The following is a 21,585-nucleotide window of genomic DNA, read 5'->3' as shown; positions in this document are numbered from 1 at the left end:
CCATCATGATCGGGCGATACCCCGACGGGAGCGACTGGCTCGCCTTCCATTAATGCCTTTACTCTCTTGACGAATGCTCTGGCGGATCGATCTGTCGTATCGTTCGCATGCCACCAGCTTGCCTGGCCACTCCACCCTTTGCCACGGTGCCTATCCTCCGGGGGCAGCACGAATGCATTTTCGGCGAGTGTCCTAGCCCTGAACGACCTGATCTTATCCTTGTAATGCTGGGCGGAAGGGTTACGCCCCTTGAAGTGCTGGCGGTGGCGATACAGTCGCGCACCGCGATACCACCCGACCACCACGCGCGGATCTTTGCCTTCCTCCGGAGCCGTCCAAACGATGTCGATCCCGTCGACAAATTCGTCGTGCTTGCCTGAACCCAGTTCTGGATGCGCACCTGCCGATCCAATTCGCCCTTAATCGTCTCGAAGAGCCGTAAACGTACCCGTCATCGGCTGCAACAAAGTTGCATTCCTCCGCGCAATAACCCTGCTTACTCGGAAATGCCCCGCCACCGAGAGGCGGGTCATCCGCGCTCCGCCCGGCGTAGTCGTTCATCCACGCAACATTGCAGAACAAAATAGGCATTTCTCAACCTCTATGGGACGTCATGACGGATTCGATCGAAAGTTCCTATGTCAGACGAGTTGGTTAGTTGAACCGTTTTGAGGCGAATTCTAATCGAGCCTAATCCAGCTGGTGAATGGTAGATTGTGGCACAACAGCCTTGGCGATTTCACATAAGTGCTTGTGGTGCGTGAGATAGATGACCTGACCTGTGTTCGCCATCTCCCCAAACAATCTGAAAACCTCCTCCGAGCGAATATGGTCAAAAGTTTCCATGATGTCGTCGGCGATGAAGGGAACCGAGGGCCGGAATTGCGCGAACTCGTAATAACCGGCGAGCCTCAGTGCCAGGTAGAGCTGAAAGCGCGCGCCCTTCGAAAGCGCGTCAGCGAGCTTGGATTGCCCGTCGCGCTGCACCGCGATGAGAACCTCCCCGCCTTTCACGGGCTGGGTTGTAAGGCCTGAATACTGCCCACGGGTCATTAGCTTGAATGCGTCTGATGCACGCGCCATCATCCCCGAACGGTGGTTCTCACGGTAGATCCGCAAAGCATTTCCAGCCGACATGATGCCGAGCTTCAGCTCGATGTAACGAACGGCCTTCTCCTCGATTTCCAACAGGGTTGTGCGCCGTTCGGCATCCAGGTGTGCAACCGCGCTGTCGCCGCCGATGGCGTCCAGCTTATCGGCCGCGCGTGTCTGCCGGATCAGCTGTTGCTGGATCATCTCATCGAACTGGCGAAGCCGCTGCTCGCCCTCAGCCTTCTCGACCGTGAGGCTGTCGAAATCGATCGGGTCCAGGATCGAGCGTGCCTCCTCGAATCCGTCGACTGCAAGTTCCGTCACTACCCGTTCCTCAAGTTCAGCGACGGCAGCGCGCAATCCATCCCGCTCGCGCAGCAGCTCATCGCGTTCGACTACCTCGGACAAAGTGGCGACGCCAAAAACGCCCAGCACTTCGTTCTTGCGGCGTTCGTGCGCCGAAATCTCATTGTCGAGGATGTCGCGCGCCTCCTTCAGGCGCTTCAGGTCGTGGCCGAGGCTTGCCTTCGTTTCGCGTGTCCGCTCGGCGCGCTCCAGGCGCTCGGCAAGGCGGATGGCCAACTGCTCCGGCTCGCCATCCTCCGTCGGCTCGTCGGCTTCAACCGCTACGGCGATGACCTCGACCAGAAAATTAGCCCTGTCGGCCGCCATCTTGTCGATACGCAGCTGCAGATCGTCCCGTTCCTGCAGGCTTCTTGACAGTTCGGCCAATTGATCGAGCACAGTGCCGACGCCGGATGCTGAGAGCCCGCTTTCGAGCCAAGTTCCCTTGAGTGCTTCGACAATGCCGGCCAGCCATTCCTCCTCGCGACGCTCCGCCACGCCTACGGCAACCCGTCGGGCCGCTAGATCCTCTTCTTTGGAGCCCACCATTCTGAGCGCCTCGGCATACTCTGCGTCCACCTTGCGCTGCCGATCCAGAAACAGCTCAGCGATGGCCATGATTGCTTCGAGGGTGTCGCCGGGCTCTGATACTATGCCGACGCTTTCCAGCGCTGCTCTCATTTCCAAGCGTATCTGCTCGCCGGCGTCAGCGGCTCGCTCCGCCTTCCTGCGGAGAAGTTCGATCTGCTCCCAGGCAGCGAGCGCATCGCTGCGCGCCTCGATCTGATCCTCGATCCTTTCGATCAGGCGCTCAGACGAAGGTTCCACGGCGTCTCCGAGCAGGTCTCTGGCGGCCGCGCGGATTTCCAACAATTGGGTATCCACATCCTTGCCGAGCTGTGTGCGTTGGATGCCGTTGCGTGACAGGTTGGCCGCGACCTCGGCCAGTTCGCGAGTCGTTGCCCGGATCTCGGCAAGATCCGCCGCGCCGGCCAGCCGGCCCGCGCTGGCAATGTCATCGCGCGCCAGTGCCACGGCGAAATCGTCAGCGGTGTCACCGGTCAGCGCTGCGCGGTGTGTTGCCCACGCATCATCGCGGACACGGCGGATCGCGGCAGCCCCATCATCGTCGACAACGTCGACCGAGGCACGAAGGGCATCCAATCCAGCCTTGAGCATGGCACGGTTGCCCTCGTATTCGGCGAGGCGTTCGGCAAGTACGGCGGTGTTTCTTGCCAGTTCTGACGCTACTGTCTTCCAGGCGGCAATGTGCCCGGCGCTCGGAACCGCGACGTTGGCGAGAGCAAGGGCATCTCCTCTCCATGGACGCAAGCGCGCGAGCGACACCTCCCATCGAATTGTTCCCGCATCTTCTGCCTCGCGAGCCGTCCTGATCTCCGCCAGGTGTCCGCTTGCTCGCGCTTTCGACAAAGCCGAGCCCAGCCTTGCCCTGGCAGGTTCGGGCACTGCCCTTTCCTCGCCGACCCGCTGCCTTGCCGCCTGCAGCGCATCGAGTGCTGCCGCCGCCTCGTCGCGGGCGGCGCGCACCCCGGTAGCAATCCCGGACCTCTGCTCAACCATAGCGCGAACGACGCCAACGGTGACGGCAGGCAGAAGCAGCGCGGCAGGATCCGGCTCGGAAGATCGACCCAAGGCGGCTAGGCAGCTTGCCACGGTGTTGTTGAGGATTTGCAGCCCCATCCTGCGAGTGGGCAAGTCAAAGCCAGCCGCGGTATGGCGCACTTTGCTCTCCGCAAGCCCGCGAATTCGTTCGGAAATCGACAGGATCGATCCATCCTCATCGACCGCAGTGACTTTTGCCGCCAAGCGCTGGACCTCGTCGATGTTTGCGGACAGCCGCGTTCTGAGGCTGGCATCGTCATCGATGAGTCCGGTGACACTACCCGTCCACGTGCGAGCTGGGGAGGCGATGTCCGGCAGCTCATTCAGCCGGGCAATCTTGCGCCGGATATCCGCCCGCATCGGCGCAGCACGCACGTAACGAGCAATGGTATCCAGCCTGGCCACCAGCACCGCTCGGTCACTGATGGTCCGGTCGTATTGCTGCGCTGCATCGAGACGTTCGGCCTCCAGGCCCTCGTAGGTTGATGCAAGGGTATCGATCGCATCCCTGCGCGACTTCACGTCAACAAGGCGCTTCTTCAGGAGCGCCAGTTCGGTGCCATGCGCCTGCTTCCGATACAGAGCGTCTGCTTCGGCCTCGAGGGTGTTCAACGTATCACTTGCGTTCCCAAGACCGGCGCTTGCCGTGAAGAGGAGCTTGCCGAGGTCGCCCCGCGACTCCAGAATCGACTTCCCGCCCGCTTCCAGCGTCTCGTCATCGAGTGAGAACATCGTCGTGTAAGCGTCACGCGACAGTCCGGCGAGATGCGCCGTGATCGCCACGTCGCTCACCGGTTGGCCCGTCGCGTTCAATAGCGAATTAGTACGCTGTTTCGTACGCGTGAACGTGTGCTCGGAGCCGGCCAGTTCCAGCACGCCGCCAATGCGCATGGCGCTGTACTCGTGCAGGAAGTTGTAGCGGCTCCGTTCCTCGATGCCGAACAGCAAGTCTAAGTAGGCGGAAAGCGCGGTCGATTTGCCGGCCTCATTCAGGCCGAACACGATATGCAGGTCAGGTCCGGATTCCGGTTTGGGTCCGAAGTCGATCGTGCTATTGGTGAACTTTCCATAGCGAATGAGGTCAAGTCGCCGCAACCTCATGACGATCCACCGGACTTAAGGCGGGCAGTGACCAAGTCCGCACCCTTGGAAAGCACCTGATCGAGGAACTGCTCCAGCCCGGCTTCGTCCTTCCCAGCAAAATCCCGTCCGTCGGCCGGAAGGTCGGCGACCATCTTTTGGACGAACGCCCTCGCCTCAGCGCGGAAGGCCTCCGAGGTGGCATCGGCACGCATTGATTGCCCGAGTTCGAAAATCGGATCAGCAATATCCTCGTCGGTCTCCGTCCGAGGCGGCGCGAGGTCAAGCTCGAGCTTCTCCACCCACGTATGGCCCAGCTGTTCCGCAGCCTGTTCGGCTTCGGCAAGAAGGAGGTCCCTGTCGCGGATCAGCGCCCATAACAATGGTGACGTCCCTCTCAGGCCAACGCGGGCCACAGCATGACGCGATCGGACGGTGGCCCGCATCTCTTCGAGCGCGAAACGAATACACGCGACGGCCTCGGGCCACTCCACCGCCCCGGTAAGGTCGACGCTCACCCGTTCGAACTGCGCAACGCTGGTCAGCCGTTCCTCGATCTCCACCGAACGGTCGTCGCGCACCGTCACCAGGGTGACTGATTTCTCACCCGCCTCGTTAATATCCCTCCCCTGAGGTATTCCCGGCATCACCACGGTGCTTGCGCCGGAATAGACTTGACGAACATGAATGTGGCCGAGGGCCCAATAGTCGAAACCGTGGGCGTGCAGGTCAGCGATGCTGCAGGGCGCGTAAACGTCGTGACCGGGCGATCCAGCCAGACTGGTATGCATGATGCCTATGTTGACGGCCCCTTCACGAGCAGCCGGATATTTGGTCAGCAGGCTGTCCGGGGCCTTTGGGTTCGCAAAGCTCAAACCGTGGAAAACGATGTCCAGACCGCCGGCTGTCTGCAATACCGACTGAGCACGACCGCCGAAGATGGTAACGGTGTCGGGAAACACCAGCTGTTTGGAAATCCGCGACAAGGCGTCATGATTGCCGCGGATCTTGAAAACCCTGATGCCGGTCTGGTGCAGGCGTGTCATTTGCGATGCCAGAAACCGCGCAGTTTTCATCGAGGTCTGCTCGCCATCGTATAGGTCGCCAGCAATGACCAACGCGTCGACTCGTTCCTCAAGGCAGAGATCCACTATCGAAACGAATGCCTGGCGGCTGGCGTCGCCCACGAGCCCGGCAAGATCGGGATTTCGCATGGCCAGCGAACGAAGCGGCGAGTCGAGATGAATATCGGCCGTGTGTACGAATCGAAATGCCATTCGGCCTCCGCCAGGGAAAGAGGTGTTCTGAGCTCGACTGAAATTGCAGCGAGGCCGCTGCAACGCCCCATTACACTTCGGCTAATTTCTCGCTCGTGGAGTCGCCGACCACCAACAAGCCGTCTTGGGACCGTAACAATCCCTTGGCAACTGAATCGGCGACCGCGGCCGAAATTAGCTGCTTCAGTTGTGCGCTTGTGGCTTTGAAGCCCAGCATCCTCGCAACGCCTGTGGCAATTTCTTCCTCTGTCGCACCGAGATTGGATTTCACGACTTCCATAGCGCCTTGGGCGACCTCGTCCTGCGCAATCATTTCGGGCTTACGCAATCCAGGGGACACGACCGCACTGCGATCTCTAAGACGAACAGGAGCACCCGGCTTGAAGCAGAAGTTGCCTCGACGGGCTACTGCACCACCTCTCTGTGCTATGCCTACACCTCGCTCGATTGCATCCTGAATCCTGCCACCGGCCCGCTGCAGACCCCACGCGTCCCGAATACGCGAAACTATTTCGTCGACATGGATTGGTGTTTCTGTAGCCACGACCTGCTCGACCAGCCCGGCCATGATTCCGCTGGGCGTCTCGTGGAGTTCGAACGATCCCGGTCGTCTTAGCTGAGTCTCTTCGTAGGCTCGATTGGGAGTCTCGGATCCGTTTGTGCTCTCGAGACCGATTTCCGTCACGTTGCCCCGGTCGACCATAACAACCTGAACGGCTACAGCACGATTTCTCTGAACCCCCAATTCGGCCCGCTCATCGAGTTCCTTTCTGGCAGCCTCAATCGCTAGTATGGTTCGCTCCAGCTGCTCATGAGGTCGTTGGAACCAGTCAGCGCTCCAGATCCGATGAATAATCCAACCATGATCCTCAAGGACGGATTGCCGTAGCCGGTCTCGATCTCTGGCCGAGCGCGACGAATGATATTCTGCACCATCGCATTCGATGCCGAGTATATACCGGCCTGGCCTCTCTGGATCCGCAACCGCGAGGTCGATGAAGAAACCGGCAATGCCCACCTGAGCATGAACCTGATAACCTTTTTCGATCAGCGCGTTGGCTACCTGTTCTTCAAAGATCGAATCCATTTCGCGAACCGTGGCCTGGGCAAGCGAAATTCGCCCTGTTCTCGCGTAGTGCAAGAAGAGCTTGAAGGCGAAGATGCCTTTCCCTTTGCCACGCTCCAGGTCGATGTCTTCGTCTGTGATGGACGCGAATACTTCGCAGCTGCGCTTGGCTCGGCTTATGAGGACGTTGAGCCGACGCTCGCCGCCTTCCGCACCAAGAGGGCCGAAACGCATGGCCATGTATCCCTGCGCATTCTTGGCATACCCCACCGAGATCATGATCACGTCGCGCTCATCGCCTTGAACATTCTCAAGGTTCTTGACAAAGAATGGCTCGCTGGGATGCGCGTGAAAGAACTCCTCCGTATCGGGATTTAGTCGCCGCAGCGCTTCGAGTTCATCCTGGATCGCGCGGCGTTGGCTAACCGAAAATGTTGCAACGCCTAGAGTCTCTTGCGGGTTCACCTTCGCATGACGGATGATCGCTTCGGCTACTGCTCTCGCCTCTACCGGATTGGTTCCTGTGCCACCGGAATCGAAGACGCCCTCCGGCACATGATGAAACCGCAACCCCATGCCTGCCTCTTGGGTATAGGGGCTTGGCACGATGAAAAGCCGGTTCTCGTAGAACTGGCTGTTCGATACGGCGATCAGAGATTGGTGACGGCTACGGTAGTGCCAGCGGAGCATACGCTGCGGCAAGCCGCGGGCCGTGAACAGGCCGAGGATGCTTTCGATGTCGGCGACCTGCGCGCCCTCACCCTCGTCATCTTCAGACTGCGAGCCTGTCATCTTCGCGAAGAATGTCGTGGGTGGCAGTTGGCGTTCGTCGCCAACAACGACCACCTGATTGGCCCTGGCGATCGAGCCAAGCGCGTCCACAGGCTGTATCTGAGACGCCTCGTCCATCACAAGCAGATCGAAGGACATCCTGCCGGGCGACAGGAATTGGGCCACCGAAAGCGGGCTCATCATGAACACTGGCTTGAGTGCCTGGATGGCAGGCCCTGCCTTCTGCATCAACTGCCGGATAGGCATGTGGCCCCGTCTGCGCGCCATCTCAGAACGAAGCAGTCCGACTGGTCCAGCTCCGCCGTCTCTTGAAGGAATTTTTCGGTGATGAGCCGTCACAACTTCGATGGCACCGGCCTTGATCCTCTGTCGGTCCAGATCCGCGAAGTCACGTACAGCCCTGGAATGCAGTTCCCCGTCGAACCTTGCCAGCTCCGGCTCATCGGTCGCCATCGCTAGAAACATTCGTTCGTAGTAGGCCATATCGAAGACTGATCGCGCCGATCCTGTTGTAATCTGGCCGTCGGCTAGGCCGTCTATCAACTGTCCCAGTCCAGCCTTTCGGGCCGTTTCGGATCGCTCTTCATAGGCAACCCATTTCGAGAGCTGTTCCTGATGATCGAGCCACCCCTCCAGTCGAGAAACAACCTCGACTATCGCGACGTCTGGAAAATCGTCTACTCCAAACAAGGAGGGAGCATCGGCTTTCAAATCCCCTGCAAGCGCCTTCAATTCCCGCGCTGCCGCTTGGGCCGCTTCACGCGCTGAACGCGCCAAGTTTGCGATCTCTTTTCTTTCAGGCAACCGCGCAGCCAAATGCCGGATTGAGCCATTTTCTCTCAGCCAAAGTTCGGCTTGCGCGAGAGCGGCCCAATCGGATCCTCGACCGAGCCACGACGAGCCGAATGCGAACTTGCCAAGGCTTTTCCCGTCGTCGATCTCTTGAGCAAGCGCTTGTAGTCTGCCTAGTCGGCGCAGTATCTCCACCCGCTCACTGATCAGATCTGGAACGTCAGTCAGAACCTGTCGTGACGCGTCATCGGCTTGAGCTACAGTGCTTGCCTTCGCTTCCATCAGTTGCAGCGAGGCCCGCTCGGCGGAAGCCACGTCGCCTAGCATGGATGACGCAAGGTGGCCTAAATCGTTCCAGAACCCCTCGATAATCGGCTGACCGATGTCGATCACCTTACGAACTCGGACCGCACGCGCGCCCGCTTCAGAGCGCTCCGCCATCCGCCCGGCTATAATTCGCGGTTCCGAGCCAAGTCCCCTCAGCGTGCGCATCCACTCCACTAAGGCCTGGAGTGGTGCCGAAGACGATCTCTCCCCGCGCCAATCGGCTCCGAAGGCGGAACGGCCAAAGGCGTCGCCTTCGCGCACTTTTGCTGCGGCCGCCTGGCCCTCCATCAGAATGTCGAGGAGACCCACTATCTCCGCCGCAGGCGCGCTAGGGGCTACCAAAATAGTCCGCACAAGTGCAGTGGCGCGACGGTAGTCGCCATTCAATGCTTTCAATATTCCCGTGTGCGTGGCGAGCGCTTGCCGCGCCGCGGCCACGTTGGTACTCCACGCGGCATCAACAACCTTGCCCTGAAGCTCGGCTCTAGCAGTCTCTAGCGTTGCTACGCTGTCGGCAAGGTCACCAGCCTGTTCCAGCCCGGAGTCCCAAACTGTGGCTGCGAATGCCTCAGGGCTCGCATCGGGGGCTGCCGCAACTCTCTCGCCGGTCATCACTAGCCTGAGGAGTCCTGCAAGCGTGTCCGGTAAAACCGTAGACCCCAGTTCTTGATTTAGCCGCTCAGCTTCTTCCCGTAAGCGTGGGAGCAACACGGTTAGCTGGCGCGCACGAACGAAACCATCTTTCGGAAAGTCTGAAGGAAGCTTAGCAAGCTCTGTCTCGAGACCTTCGATTGGCGTGTCGATAGCCGTCGCCACCAACTGCTCCGACAGTTCCTCGGATTTGCGGTTGAAATCCGTTCCTGTCCAGAGAAGCGATGCAATGTCCTTTGGACGCTCATCCCAAACCGGCGAGACTAGCGCCTCGGCAGGAAGTCCAGGTGCGGACGCGAGAAGCTCAGCACGATCTTCTACCTCGCCGCTGTCGCTGAGGATTTGCGGAGGCTTCGCCTCGATCCGCTCAGCAATATCGGCCAGTTTGGCGTGCAGAGCCTTTGCTTGATCCAGCGACGACGCAATGCGTGGGACGAGCCTCTCAATAGTCGTTGGTAGAACGACATCCAGGCCAACTCCCCGCCATGGGTGGTGGATCGGCAAGCCGATCTCGTTGATCCGCTGAGACACCTCATCGAGAAGTTTGCGACGTTGCGAGACACCGTCATTCGTCCAAGCGGTGGCATCCTCAAGTTCAATATCAACTGGTTTTTGCCCGTTCTGCCTTAGTCGGGTTAGCTGGCCAAGAACCTGGTATGGAGTGAGTTCGGACGTTCCAAATGCAACGTGCATTCGTGCAGCATGTGCATTGAGTTTATCGCGAGCCTCCAGCAAGCGCTCAGTCAGGGAAGAAGGAAGCTGTCCCCTAGGCGATCCGAGTTGCCAGGTGCGCCGCAGCTCCTCCAGCATCATGCGCTTGTTCGCCTTGTTACTATGGAGCTCGAGGCAGGCGTCCCCCACTCCGGCAGTATCAAGCCGTCGCTTCACGACTTCCAGCGCAGCCATTTTTTCGGCCACGAACAGCACGGTCTTTCCGTCGGCAACGGCCGACCCGATAATGTTTGCGATCGTCTGCGATTTTCCTGTCCCAGGCGGACCTTGGATAACGAGGTCGCGACCTTTTCTTGCATCATGGATCGCCAGCGTCTGAGAACTGTCACTGTCGACGATATGCAACATTTCGGCAGGCGCAATATGCGGATCAATCGCATTGTCGTCCGACATCAGCGGTTCGCGTGCGTCGAAACCATCTGAAAGAAGCGAGCGGATCTTCGGTTGTTCGATAATCTTTGCGCCATCCGGCCAGAGATCCGGATCCAGGTCACGGTACATCAAGAACTTAGCGAACGAGAAGAAGCCGAGCACCATATCATCGGCAAGCACCTGCCAACCCTCTTTCGTCGACACTGCTTCGGCAACGGCATCGAGATAGGCCGAGACGTCGAAGTCGTCTCCCACTTCAAAACGCGGCAGGGCGAGCTTGCGGATGCGGTCGAGATAGAGTTCCAAGGAGAGGTTTGCGGTAAGATCTTCCGGACGAGCTCGCAGCCGAAACTTTTCTCCAGCGGCCCCTCGCTCAAGCCGTACCGGCACCAAAATGAGAGGAGCCTGACGGATGTTTTCTTTGTTGTTCGGGTCAATCCACTTCAGCATGCCAAGGGCCAGAAAGAGGATATTGACGCCCTGCTCTTCCTCAAGTGTGCGGGCATCGTGGTAGAGATCAAGGAGCCGGCGCTGCAGCCCCGTTGGGGTCATCCTCGTCTGAAGCTTGGTGTCAGAATGTCGCGCAGATACCCCTCTATCGTCGAATCCTTCGTCCTCAGGCTGAGCAAGAGCAACGGGGGAATAGTCGATTTCCTCGTCTGGAGGGCTGCTTTCAACCTGGCCTGCCTTCGGCCGATCCGGCTTGCCGGCCAGGAAGGTAAAAGCCTTTCCTTCGCTCACCAGCAATCGATAGATCTCAGACGACCTCTCGTCGACAATATCGATCGTCTTCGCGCTCTTTGAAAACCGTGGCACATTCAAAAGTCGGTTGCGAGCAGAAAGGTCGAGCAATTCCATCCTGGCTCGCTCGAGCTTTTCCTTTAAAGGCAGATCGCTTTGGAAGACCGATTTTTCAACTTCCGACACTCACACCCCCCTGATAGGCTGGACACATAGAGCCTACACAAGGGCTGTCCGCAACATAAAATGCTCGTTTTTCAACTTCGAATGGCTGCCACCAACACTTCAATCGTTTTAGTATTGTGAGCACCGCAGCTTAGTGGAAAATTGCGGATGTTTGTTTAATGTTCCGGACACTTCGCATCCCCACCTTGATCTCGAGGTTCCCTTTCGGACAAAATGCCATCATACCTCTGGACGAGGTGTTGGCAGCTCTGGCATCTGCCTCGCCGGCCACGACCAACTGGCGCACAAGCCGACTTCTTTTTCAATCGGCCCTCCTAATTGCATTCCGAGAAAACTTGTAGGCTCCAGCGCGGAAAGATGGTCGTGTTCACGAAAAGGGCAACTACAAAGTCGTGACTTCGGGCTGATCTGCGAAGGCACCATGGTGTTCAAAGCGCCGAACTACAAGGCAAACCAGCGCCAGCGAAAAAGGCGCCTACGAAGCGTGCAGAGGCACGTTAGAAATCATGCAGCCTGCGTTTCGCAAAGGATCGGAAATTGAATAACAATCGCTATTCTCATCGTCGCCGCGCGCGACCAAGGCGCGGCGCGGAACCAATCGTCCGCAGACGTTTCTTTCCAGATGTGCCCTTGCCTCTGATCCTAGTGATCGTGGTGGCCTTGGCTGCTTACGCCACCCACTATTTTACAGGGCCGGGCGACCAGTTACGTGGTCTGGATATAGCAAACTCGACCGGGTCGAGACCGGCGCCGATTGTCGGCATAGCATCGGTGGTTGATGGAGACACGATAGAGATCCACGGGCAGCGCGTCCGCTTCAACGGCATCGATGCACCCGAAAGCCGCCAATACTGCAATGACGCGAGCGGACATCAATACCCCTGCGGGCGTCAGGCGGCCGAAGCACTGGCGAATTTCCTTGCGGCTTCGCGGCCTGTCCAATGCACATTTGTTTCATGGGATCGGTACCGTCGCTTCGTCGGTGATTGCCGTCGCGCGGACGGTGTCAGCGTCGCGTCCTGGATGGTTGAACATGGTCGAGCCTTGGACTGGCCCCGCTACAGCCACGGGGCCTATGCGCAACAGCAAACTAAGGCTGAAACCGCTAAGGTCGGAATCTGGATTGGAACTTTTGACAACCCTTGGGATTGGCGCGAACAACATTCGGAAGCTACGAACCCAACCAAAAGCCCACTTGGGCTCATCAGCCGTCGCCAAGTAGCACAGAGCTACTCATGCCAACCTCGCCGCTTTTGCAGGCAGATTTCATCTTGCGAAGAAGCGCGTTGGTATCTCGCCAACTGCTCATGGGGGAGCAAGTTGGATCGAGATAGCGATGGGATTCCATGCGAAGGCGTTTGCTGACCTGGCCATGCTTTGAGCCATCGCCACTATCAGTCCCTTGAGTGCGCGTTCAGCGTTATGGATTGGCGGTCGGAGCTTCGATGCAATTGCGCGAGTGCCGATAGAGCCTGGCAAAAGGGCTGGCTGACGTTTGTCTTGGAAAATTCCACCAGCTCGTTAAGTCCGGACGGGCTAGAAAACCGCAACGCTTCGTAGCGGCAGACAGGGATCTGCCGATTGTCTTTGAAACGCTTGTCGGGCCCGCCGTTTTTGTTTGGGTGAGCCCAAGTGTAGCTCACGATCTCCGCATCAGATGGAACTTTGCCGGTCTCGATAAAATTACTCGGGGCGAATTGGGTCTGCAGATCGGCATATCCGACTGCGCCGTATCGGTTTCCGTCCTTCACCAGCACTAGGTCAGGCATGAAGAAGAGCACCTGCCGACCCACATGGATTGAAGGCGGAGTAACGTTGCTGCGCACAACCTTCGGCAAGGAGCTTTCAAGTGTCGTGGGCTTTTTATCGACCAGCATGCTGGCCCCGGCATTTCGCTTCCAAGCCGTCAGATCCTCTATCTTGCCGCCGGCAGCGACATGCCATCTCCCGCCGCAGCCGGTGAGAGTTTCGAACGCGCCGACAAGTCGCCCGTAGGCGGCCTCCGCGTCTTTTTCCAAATCGTAATAGAGCACGCTTACCCGGCGGTAGCTGTCAAACCATTTGCCAATGAGCATACCCGGCACAAAGGCACCGATGCCCAGCACCGGTGCGGCACCTCCGAGCTTGGTCCCCACAAGGAAACCTGCAATCCCGAACAGAACCGCGAGTGCTACGGACAGCCGCGTCTGCGATTGCCTAGCATTGATTTCATCGAGTACATTGGCAAATGTCTCGTCACGCATCTCCACCACATCGCGGGACTCGATTTCCCTCATTACGACGCCGTCAGAGACGTACTCCGGGGGCGAGGATTGTGGACGGGGTTGCGGCGCAGATCGGGTTTGAGAGAGCTGTACTACCTTCTTGGCGCTAGCCTTGCCTAAAGTGCCACGATAGTAGAGCCCACCGACGCCGGCGTGGATGTAGTGACCTCGTGGCCCAGTGCCGATGCGGAGGCCCTTCACGCCAACGGAAGCGCCAACCCCGCCGGACGAAAAGTTAAAGCGGAATGGTCCCGCACTGATCGATTTTCGAACGTAAAACCCCATAGCCCAATCCCCCAACTCAACTGCCGTACCGGCTAAGGCGCCAGTCTCTCGTCCCCATTCATGGCTTGGCGCCACCAACCGGCGCCAATTTTGATCGCTGCCTCACCCTAATCTCGATGCGCCTTCGAGCCCGCACATCGCCCATCTGCGCTCCGTCGGTGAGATGATCGCCGGGCAGGATGAGCTGACCACCTGACATCGGCAAAATCGTAAACCCCTTTAATGCGGGCATGTCACTGAGCACACTCGTGACTGAAATCGCGCGCGCCAGACCAAGGCCGGCATTGTCGGCGGGATGGAGTGAGCCGATTTCCACTTTCCCTGACAAAACCGGTTGGAGCCCTTTGTCCATGTTGGAGGATTCGCCCGCCATTGCCTGTTCGTCCGTGTGTCCAATCACCTCAATCACGTCGACACCGTAAGAGGTCGCAGTGCCGGCGATTGTCTTCGCAAGATCGCGCAACTTTGTTTTGAACGGATCCGAAAGCTCTGCGCTTCCGGTATCGAAATTATAACCATCCAGTTCGCTGAGACTAATGATCGGCGGCCAATCGTGAGGTTTTGCTGCTTGCGTCGGCTCTGCAGCCTTCTTGAGCACATCAGCCAGATCCTGCAGCCCTTTGTCGGTGCCGATGTAACCAAATTCTTTCAAGACCTTCGCCGCATCTATCATGGCCTTGGCCTGATCAACGCTTATGTCGTTGTCCGCAAGGACCTTCGCGACAGGGGCATTTCGCACGACCTCCTCCAGGGAAATACCTGCTTCCTTGACCGACTTAACAGCATCCTTGGCCAGGACCAGCTCGCGCCATTCTTCGTCGGGAACGGTTCCTCCGCTCGCGGGCTGAAACACCGCTTTTATCTGAGCCAGAAGCCGCTTGTTTTCGGCTTCGAGCCTCTGCACGTTTTCCTTGTTTGATTGAGCGGCTCGCAGCGCCTCATCGGTCTCTTTCTGCTTTTTCGTGATGATAGCACCGGCTGCTAGCAGCAGGCAGAACACCAAAAGCAGCATCGTCTCGGCCATGGTCAGGCCCAGTATCAAACCGCGGCCGTAACCCTTGCGCTCGAAGGCGACCGAAGTTCCGCCAGCGTCACTCACCTGCCCCACCAACTGGTTCGCTTAGGCGGTTCCGTTCGTTCGGCGGGAGGCTCGCTTCCCAGAGTTTGGAAAGCGTCTGGTTGGGGCTCAGGCTCGACCCTAATCGGTGCGCTCTCGACGGTGTCATTTGCGGCCAGATCTGCCAGTGGCTGTTCGATCGCGATAGGAGCGTTGAGAGGGGGAACAGGCCTCGGCGCGTGGAGGCTTCTTCCTGCCAAGGTTGCGACAAGGTCTCCGGTGTCCTTGCTTTGCTTTTGCACCACTGCAGCAAGCGCCTGGGTCAAGCGCTGTTGCGCTTGGACACTCTCCGCTGTTTGCTCTGCGGCTGCCACAGCCCTTTCCACACCTGCGGCCACTTTAGCCACAGCATCAACGATGCCCGCCATGCGGGCTTGCTGTTCCTGCGAAGCCGTCTCTGTTTTGACAGCATATTGGGCGACCGCGCTGCCAAGGAGTTTCACCATCGGCGCCAGATCGTTCTTAAGGACCTCATCAGGGACGACAACCTTCTCTAACTTGGTGGCTACGCTGTCGGCCTGTTCACCCAGTCTGCCAACTGAAGAGGACATTGAGCTGTTGGCCTTGTCGAGCAGATCGGCTGCCGCCTCGACGCGCTGTGCGATCGACGAGAACTGACTTTCGATCTGCCCAAAATTATCGCTCAAAGCATTGCTGAGCTTTCCCGAGGCCTCTTGAACCGGTTTGATCGATTCCATCGCGATTTTATCCAGCGCCGATCTTATGTGCTCTCCGTTCCGCTCCGCTTGAACGGCAATTTCGGCAAAACCCTCCTCCAACATCTGATTGCTGACGCGGCGAAAGTCAGCGAATTCCCTGGTTACACTTTCCATCTCAGCTCTTACACGACGCGTCATATCGGCGAGTTCGTGCCTGGCCGTCCGTTCGATGTCGGCAGGATCGCGGCGCATCTGATTGTAAAAGATCCGCAGAGCAATGCCCGTGATCGTCGACGTCACCGCGATACCAAAGTTCCTCACGATTGTGTCGGTGGATCCTTCGGAACCAAACTGAAACAGCGATACGCCGAGACTCGTCAACGTAAACAGGAAACCCATGTAGTAGAGATTGTCGCCAGTCTGCTCATCGTGGAGCCGCAGCTTGCCGGTGAAGACGGACGCGGCAAGATAGATGAGCATCAGGCATACCGGTGCGCTCGCCGCCATTATCGGGTCTACGCCCGACAGCTTGGCTATTGCGATGAACACACAGCCGCCCAGGGTTAGTGTCGCAAAGACGACAAGGGGCAGGCTCGGATGTCCCAAGAAGGACTCCCCTCGCTTCTTGGCCATCAGTTTAACCCCTCCAACCCTACCAGCTTCTCAAACTCGCCATGATGAGCTTGAACCCACCGGGTCCAGAACTCTGCATGTCCGAAAGAGCCAAATGGCTTCTTCGCCCTATCGACATAGAGTATCGTAACCCCCACGCCATCAAGCGATGTCCCGTAGGTCCTGTCGGCCGAACTATCAAGGTACTTCTGGTAATCGAGACCCGAACGATATTGTGAGTACAGCGCCGTATGTTCAATCATATCCGACACGACTATTATTCGCTTTGCGGTCTTCTCTTTCGCCAAACCGCTATCGAATAATGACAGTTTGATTTTTTGCATTCCGGCCATGATTGGAGATTGGCTAGCGGATTCTCCATTGGGAATCTGGTCGGGAAGCTTCGTCAGAGGATCCTCGAATGCATCTTCCCATTTCTTCTGCCGCCGGGACGGATTGTTCGTCCAGCTGTCGACCGTCGAGCCATCGCCCGGGTTGCATCCATCAAACATCACAGTCAGGTCGCCGGGGGTCGGGCCCAGCGTCAATATCCTCAGATAGCCGCCGGGCTCGACGCGCCCAATGGTCTTACGGAATTCATTCTTCAAATCGGCCATGGTTATTGGCGAAATCGGGTCGGTGGCGTCGATCAAGACCGCCGTCAGGCTTACAGGACCGGCCAACGGGCAATTCGTGCTGGCGTCGATTTGGTCCTTCCCGGATCTCGACCACATCCAAACAAAACCGGCCAGCATCGCAGCCGACAGCACGGCCAATCCAACTGCTGCCACAATGGTGCCGCCACTGCCATTCTTTCTTCTGCGGCCCCGCCTAGCCATTCACGCTGTCCGGATGAAGCTTGTCGAGATCTCGGTACTGTTCGATCCCCCGCTCGCATTCCAGCCCGATGAGCCGCACCTGAGCGTTTAGTTCTTCCTGCGCGTCACGAATTGAGGCGCCCAGGTCCTTCTCGCTCCATTCATCGTCGGACGATATCAGGGGTTTTATGCGCTCGAGTCTGTAGGGCGTGGCAAAATGTTTTGGCGCTGGCTCTGTGCGGGCCTGGATATTGGCCTCCCTGTACTTTGCGAGAAGCTGGTTGCAGGCTCGCTCCAGCTGGTCTTGATGCTGCACAAAGAGCGTCAGCAGCCTCGACCGATGATCGATGATCGCCCGATGCTCCCTGCGTCTGCTCCCCAGCCGCTTGACGATGTCCTCCACCTTCTCGTTGTGCTCATCGCGCACCTCTTGCAGAGCCTCGATGAGCTCGCTCTTGCGCTCGATGTAGTCTTCCCTGCGAGCGACCAATCTGTTTTCGACACCCGCATAGCCTGGGTATGGGTCGAGAACGAACCAGCCGTCGATAAATGCAAAAATCGAAAACATGAGACCGATGCCGAACAGAAGCCAGGATTTCACATCCATAAGGCCGGCCGGATTGGCGAGCATGCTGCGCACAACCTCGACACCGGCTCCGTTCACAAAGGACCCGCTGACCTCGCGGTAATGTGCAAGCGCTAGGTTTATGGTCAATGCCAAGCCGATGTATGCCACTATCGACAACGCGCCGATCACCTTCACGAAAAACGATCTGTGAGTCACCAGGCGTGCACAGAATATTGCGAAAAGCAGAGCGGCGCCGATGTTCAAAAACGAGAACGCGGCGGCTTCGAGGAGTCCGCCAAAAAATCCCTGTTCATTTCCCTTGGCAAGGAAATTTCCGTTCATCGCCGTTTCAATCAGAAACAGGAAAATCAGCAAGGAAATTCGGAAAACGTAGGCTGCTCCGTGCTGAATCCTAACGGCGCGGACAAGCCCGTGCTTCTGTTTGAACCAGGCGTGCTCCTTCTCCGCGTCGTTGAGCGATTTTCGCAATCCGTGAAGTTCGTCCAGGCCTACCGCGATCGAGGCCTTGAAATCAGAAACACTGGCGGCGTTCGCCTGACGGATCAGACCAAATTGCTCTTCAAAGTCGAGGCCCGCCAAACGTCCGGAGAGAAGCTGCAGGCTATCCTCGAGGGTGTGGTGTGCCGCCTTTTTTTCGTCCTCGACCCTCTCGATGACTGCATGCTCAACGTCGTCGAAATTCTTGGCCGCCTTCGGAGGTTGGTTCGCCTCGCCCCGCTGCTTTCCGCGATCTCCAAGATCCATTTCGCGATCAATTTTCGCGACATCCAAGCTATTGAACAATTGGGTGCTGGCGCGGAAATCGTGATTTGCCTCTAGCAGTGACTCTCGCAGTTTATTTAGCTTTTCGAATTTTATTCCCACAGCACCGCACCCAGATTTTGTACCTCTGCCCGCACAAATGGCTTCTATGCACAGTAGAAGCAAAGGGCAACTGCGTCTTCGCAACTCTGCGGTCCACTGCTCACGAGACGATCGTCTGATGTAAAAATGACCACGATAGCTGCCGTGGCAAGCGGGCTTGGGCGAATGAATAGGCCAGGCAGCATACTCTTCTCCGCTGGGCTTTGTGGCGAAGGAACTGAAGATCACGCCAACGAGCTGATAAAATCGACTCCAGAGGCGTTTGCGCAGTAGCAGAAGCGCGCGCCCTATTTGGCTGGGACTAGACTGCCGACCCCAATGTCCGCCGTCCTGTGAAACCGGCTACGACCTCGATTGCTTCGTCGGCGACGTTGATTCGTTTGAGGCCAACAGAATTAGTCTTGAGCTTGATCGCCAACTTTTCTGCATCCTTCAACCGGGCCAACTGCTGCTCCAACTGGGCTTGCAGCTTTGCAATTTCCGGTTCAGGTCGAAAGTCGCCTTCTCTTCGAGCGCCTTTCTTATCGGCCCGCTGAAAATCGGTCGAAGTCTGGCGTTACCAGGTATAATGCTGACGTCAACAATGGACGCTTCGATATACCCGTCCACGTGGCCAGTTCCGTTCGTTCTTGCCGACTGGTTCTGCTGGGCGCAGTTATTTATGGCGCCTTGCTTGCCGCAGGGGCCATTCGCAGGTCGCGGCCAGTCATCTTGCCCAGGAGGCCGAAAAGAGGGCTATCGCTGCCGAAATGGCCGTCTCAACGATGGCGTCCGTCGAGATTTGACAACAGACATATGGCGCGGCGCGAGCGCTGACGCTGTACGACTGACGCAAGCGGCTCTCAATCCTAGGCGTTGTCCTTGGTCCGTGTGAGGCGGCTTTCGCCTTCATCCGGGCCGAAGCAGCTTTCGAAATCATTGCAGTCCCGGCAACTGGGGGCGCTGCACAGCGAAAAACCTTCGGCCTCGCAGAGCTTTCGGTAAAAGTATTTTTTCCATTTCATGTTTTGGGTGTTGCCGGCCGCCAGCGTCGGAAAATGCGAGGCGAGCAGGCGGCCGAGGTCGGTTCGATTAAAAAGGCCAAGGTCCTGCCAGAGGTGGTCATTGCGCATCGCACGCCGGGCGATGATCTTGGCGAAGCGGGCGCTCGCCGGGTCGCCATGTCGGGCATGCGCCAGCAGCAGTCCATGCAGAAGTTCTTCTTCCAGATCCGGCTCGGGCTCGCTCACCTCTTTCAAGGCAAACGCGTTGATAGGAAAAGCAGGGAAACAGCGGACCAGGACATCGCGCAACTCGGCGCGCGAAAGTCCGGTTGCGTCCGTCGCCGTCGCCTCGCCGGCCTCGATCTCCTCGAGCGCACGTGAAAGCACACAGGCAAGCACATGCTGGTCGAACCTCCTCTCCAGCTCGATGTGCGGCCATTGGCCGGTGCTGAGCCGGGCATAATGTTGGGCAAATATGGTGCGTTCTCCTGGTTTCGTCCTATCAAATCATGCAGAGACCCGGCCTGCCGCAACATGGGTCGGGCAGTTCTTCGGTATGGCACTCCGGGTCGCCTCGCGTCGAGTAGTTCGGCAATTCTCGTCTGGTCCGTCGGCTCTGACGCAAATTCTGTGATTGGAAGAGGTGTTCGCGAACCCCTGCCCTGCCGTTTGCGCCTCACGGGGAACACTGGCGCCGGAAATGCCCCTGCAGAGTTGGACGTGAACCGTGCGGGACAGAGGTCGCGTGCTGAGTGCGGCCACATGGTTCAAGCCCGCCAGACTCTCGGTTGAATGAGTCCTCAAAGCGCGCAGCGGGTGAGTTCCAGCGCACGTTCAGGACAGGATCGCGCGCCTCGCGATGCACGCAGCTCCTCCCCTTCCGCAACTTCAATGTCACCAGGCAGGATGTAACCCTCGTCATCAAGCTTGAAGATGTCCGGCGCTTGCACCGCGCATCGCGCGTGACCCTGGCATTTGGCATTTTGGACGATGATGCGCATGGCGCTGCCTCCATTGTCTGTGCCCCGGCTCGGGGCGGGCCTAAGACCAGTCCAGGATCAAATTTTCGATCCCGAACACATGGCCCCCAGAGGTTATCGGTGCCGTACCCTGCTTGATCCTGAAAGGTGGGATGCGCGCCAGCCACTCCTCCAGGCCAATGACAATCTCCCGCCGGGCAAGGTGTGAGCCAAGGCAACGGTGGGGACCATAGCCAAACGCTGCGTGGCGGTTGTCCTCTCGCTCCAAATCGATCGTGTTGGGGCATTCGAATTCCGCCGGGTCACGATTGGCAATCATCGTGGCGCAGGAAACATAGTCCCCCTTCCGGATCGGCGCGCCTTCGAAGTCGATATCTTTCGTAGCCACGCGGATCAACTGAATGGGCGGATAGGCCCGCAGCAATTCTTCGGTTGCGAGCGGGATGCGGTCCGGTTCGCTCCGCAGCAATTGCTGATCTTTGAGGTTGCGCGCGAGGTACGCCAAGTCAAAGCCTATAGCTGCTGCGACCGTGTCGAGCCCAGCGACGAAGACAAGCACGCCGATGCCGCGGACTTGGGTGTCCGTCAGCCGGCGGCCCTCGACCTCTGCCTGCACGATAAAGGTCATGAAATCGTCAACCGCCTCCTGGCGGCGCATGGCTGCAAGTTCGTCGATGAATGCCACGATCGTCCGGGCAGCCACAGGTCGTTCCTTATCGTCGCCGTGGAGCAGATCTTTCCCCCAGCCGACGAATGTATCGAGTCGGTCATCGGGCAACCCCAGAAAGCGAAGAAAGGTGCTCACCGCGAAAGGAAAGGCAAAATCCTTCATCACGTCGCAGCTTGTGCCCGACGCGGCGATCCTTTCGATCAGCTCGACCGCCCGTTCGCGGACAGCCGGTTCCAAAGCCAACACCCGCTTTGGCGAAAGCAGCGGATTGAGCAGTGAGCGAAAGACGCCATGGGCCGGTGGATCGAGCTCAAGCGGGATCGTCGGCCAGTTTTCACCCAGTATGGAGGAGAAGATGCTGCGATGGCTGGAAAAAGTCTCTGCGTCCTGCAGCACCTTCCGCTGGTCCGCGGCACGGGTGATGACCCAGGTACCCCGGCCATCTTGCGTGTTGTAGCGGGAGTAAAAGATCGGAGGCCCGTCATGTACGCAAGCGACAGCTGCGTGTGGATCCCCGTTGGGTGTTGGTGGCATGCCTGGCGATGTAAACAGGCTGAAGTCCCTCACCATTTCGGGCGGGACATGATCTGGAACGGGGTTGGTCGCCATTTTGTGTTCTCTACATTGGCGTTCATGGCTCGATTGAGATTGCACCGCTGTTCATAAAG

At 58.2% G+C, this 21,585-nt stretch carries 12 protein-coding genes and 1 pseudogene; 1 reads left to right on the top strand and 12 read right to left on the bottom strand.

All coding sequences use genetic code 11. The features are described from left to right. Positions 1-690: 690 nt before the first annotated feature. From NKI95_RS26505 to NKI95_RS26495, 3 genes are all read right to left on the bottom strand, one after another. Entirely contained in the window at positions 691-4,161 is a 3,471-nt protein-coding gene (locus tag NKI95_RS26505) for an ATP-binding protein (RefSeq protein WP_352720378.1), read from the bottom strand. Continuing rightward, entirely contained in the window at positions 4,158-5,417 is a 1,260-nt protein-coding gene (locus tag NKI95_RS26500) for a metallophosphoesterase family protein (protein ID WP_352516045.1), read from the bottom strand. Before NKI95_RS26500 ends, NKI95_RS26505 begins: the two co-directional genes overlap by 4 nt. Before the next feature lie 70 nt (positions 5,418-5,487). Beyond that, positions 5,488-11,076, bottom strand: a complete 5,589-nt coding sequence (locus tag NKI95_RS26495) for a DUF3320 domain-containing protein (protein ID WP_352720376.1) — start codon at positions 11,074-11,076, stop codon at positions 5,488-5,490. A gap of 537 nt (positions 11,077-11,613) precedes the next feature. On the opposite strand from NKI95_RS26495, the gene NKI95_RS26490 reads away from it, so the two are divergent. After that, entirely contained in the window at positions 11,614-12,441 is an 828-nt protein-coding gene (locus NKI95_RS26490) for a thermonuclease family protein (protein ID WP_352516047.1), read from the top strand. A gap of 29 nt (positions 12,442-12,470) precedes the next feature. On the opposite strand, the gene NKI95_RS26485 is transcribed toward NKI95_RS26490, so the two are convergent. The 9 genes and pseudogenes from NKI95_RS26485 to NKI95_RS26445 form a co-directional block, all read right to left on the bottom strand. Further along, entirely contained in the window at positions 12,471-13,352 is an 882-nt protein-coding gene (locus tag NKI95_RS26485) for a hypothetical protein (protein ID WP_352491527.1), read from the bottom strand. 126 nt (positions 13,353-13,478) lie between these two features. After that, positions 13,479-13,625, bottom strand: a pseudogene (locus NKI95_RS26480) (DUF4236 domain-containing protein); the annotation flags it as partial. Positions 13,626-13,683: 58 nt separating this feature from the next. Further along, positions 13,684-14,724: an OmpA family protein gene (locus NKI95_RS26475; protein WP_352491463.1), complete on the bottom strand. Its 1,041-nt coding sequence runs from the start codon at positions 14,722-14,724 to the stop codon at positions 13,684-13,686. After that, positions 14,721-16,034, bottom strand: a complete 1,314-nt coding sequence (locus tag NKI95_RS26470; RefSeq protein WP_352516048.1) for a methyl-accepting chemotaxis protein — start codon at positions 16,032-16,034, stop codon at positions 14,721-14,723. The genes NKI95_RS26475 and NKI95_RS26470 overlap by 4 nt, the downstream gene beginning before the upstream one ends. After that, positions 16,034-16,789, bottom strand: coding sequence for a hypothetical protein (locus tag NKI95_RS26465; RefSeq protein WP_352667638.1), 756 nt, complete (start codon positions 16,787-16,789; stop codon positions 16,034-16,036). The genes NKI95_RS26470 and NKI95_RS26465 overlap by 1 nt, the downstream gene beginning before the upstream one ends. A 55-nt stretch (positions 16,790-16,844) precedes the next feature. Next, positions 16,845-18,278 (bottom strand): hypothetical protein, encoded by a 1,434-nt coding sequence (locus NKI95_RS26460; RefSeq protein ID WP_352516062.1) that lies wholly within the window; start codon positions 18,276-18,278, stop codon positions 16,845-16,847. Positions 18,279-19,132: 854 nt separating this feature from the next. Then, entirely contained in the window at positions 19,133-19,744 is a 612-nt protein-coding gene (locus NKI95_RS26455) for a nitrogen fixation protein NifQ (protein WP_352720433.1), read from the bottom strand. A 323-nt stretch (positions 19,745-20,067) separates the two neighbouring features. Further along, positions 20,068-20,268: a ferredoxin gene (locus tag NKI95_RS26450; protein WP_352720374.1), complete on the bottom strand. Its 201-nt coding sequence runs from the start codon at positions 20,266-20,268 to the stop codon at positions 20,068-20,070. Between the two features lie 40 nt (positions 20,269-20,308). Then, the gene (locus tag NKI95_RS26445) at positions 20,309-21,526 is read right to left on the bottom strand and encodes a cytochrome P450 (protein WP_352720372.1); all 1,218 of its coding nucleotides are present in this window, start codon (positions 21,524-21,526) and stop codon (positions 20,309-20,311) included. Positions 21,527-21,585: the final 59 nt, after the last annotated feature.

Source organism: Mesorhizobium sp. M0306 (genome assembly GCF_040321655.1).
In the GTDB taxonomy this organism is placed as follows: Bacteria; Pseudomonadota; Alphaproteobacteria; order Rhizobiales; family Rhizobiaceae; genus Mesorhizobium.
This window is presented reverse-complemented; position numbering and strand designations above follow the sequence as displayed.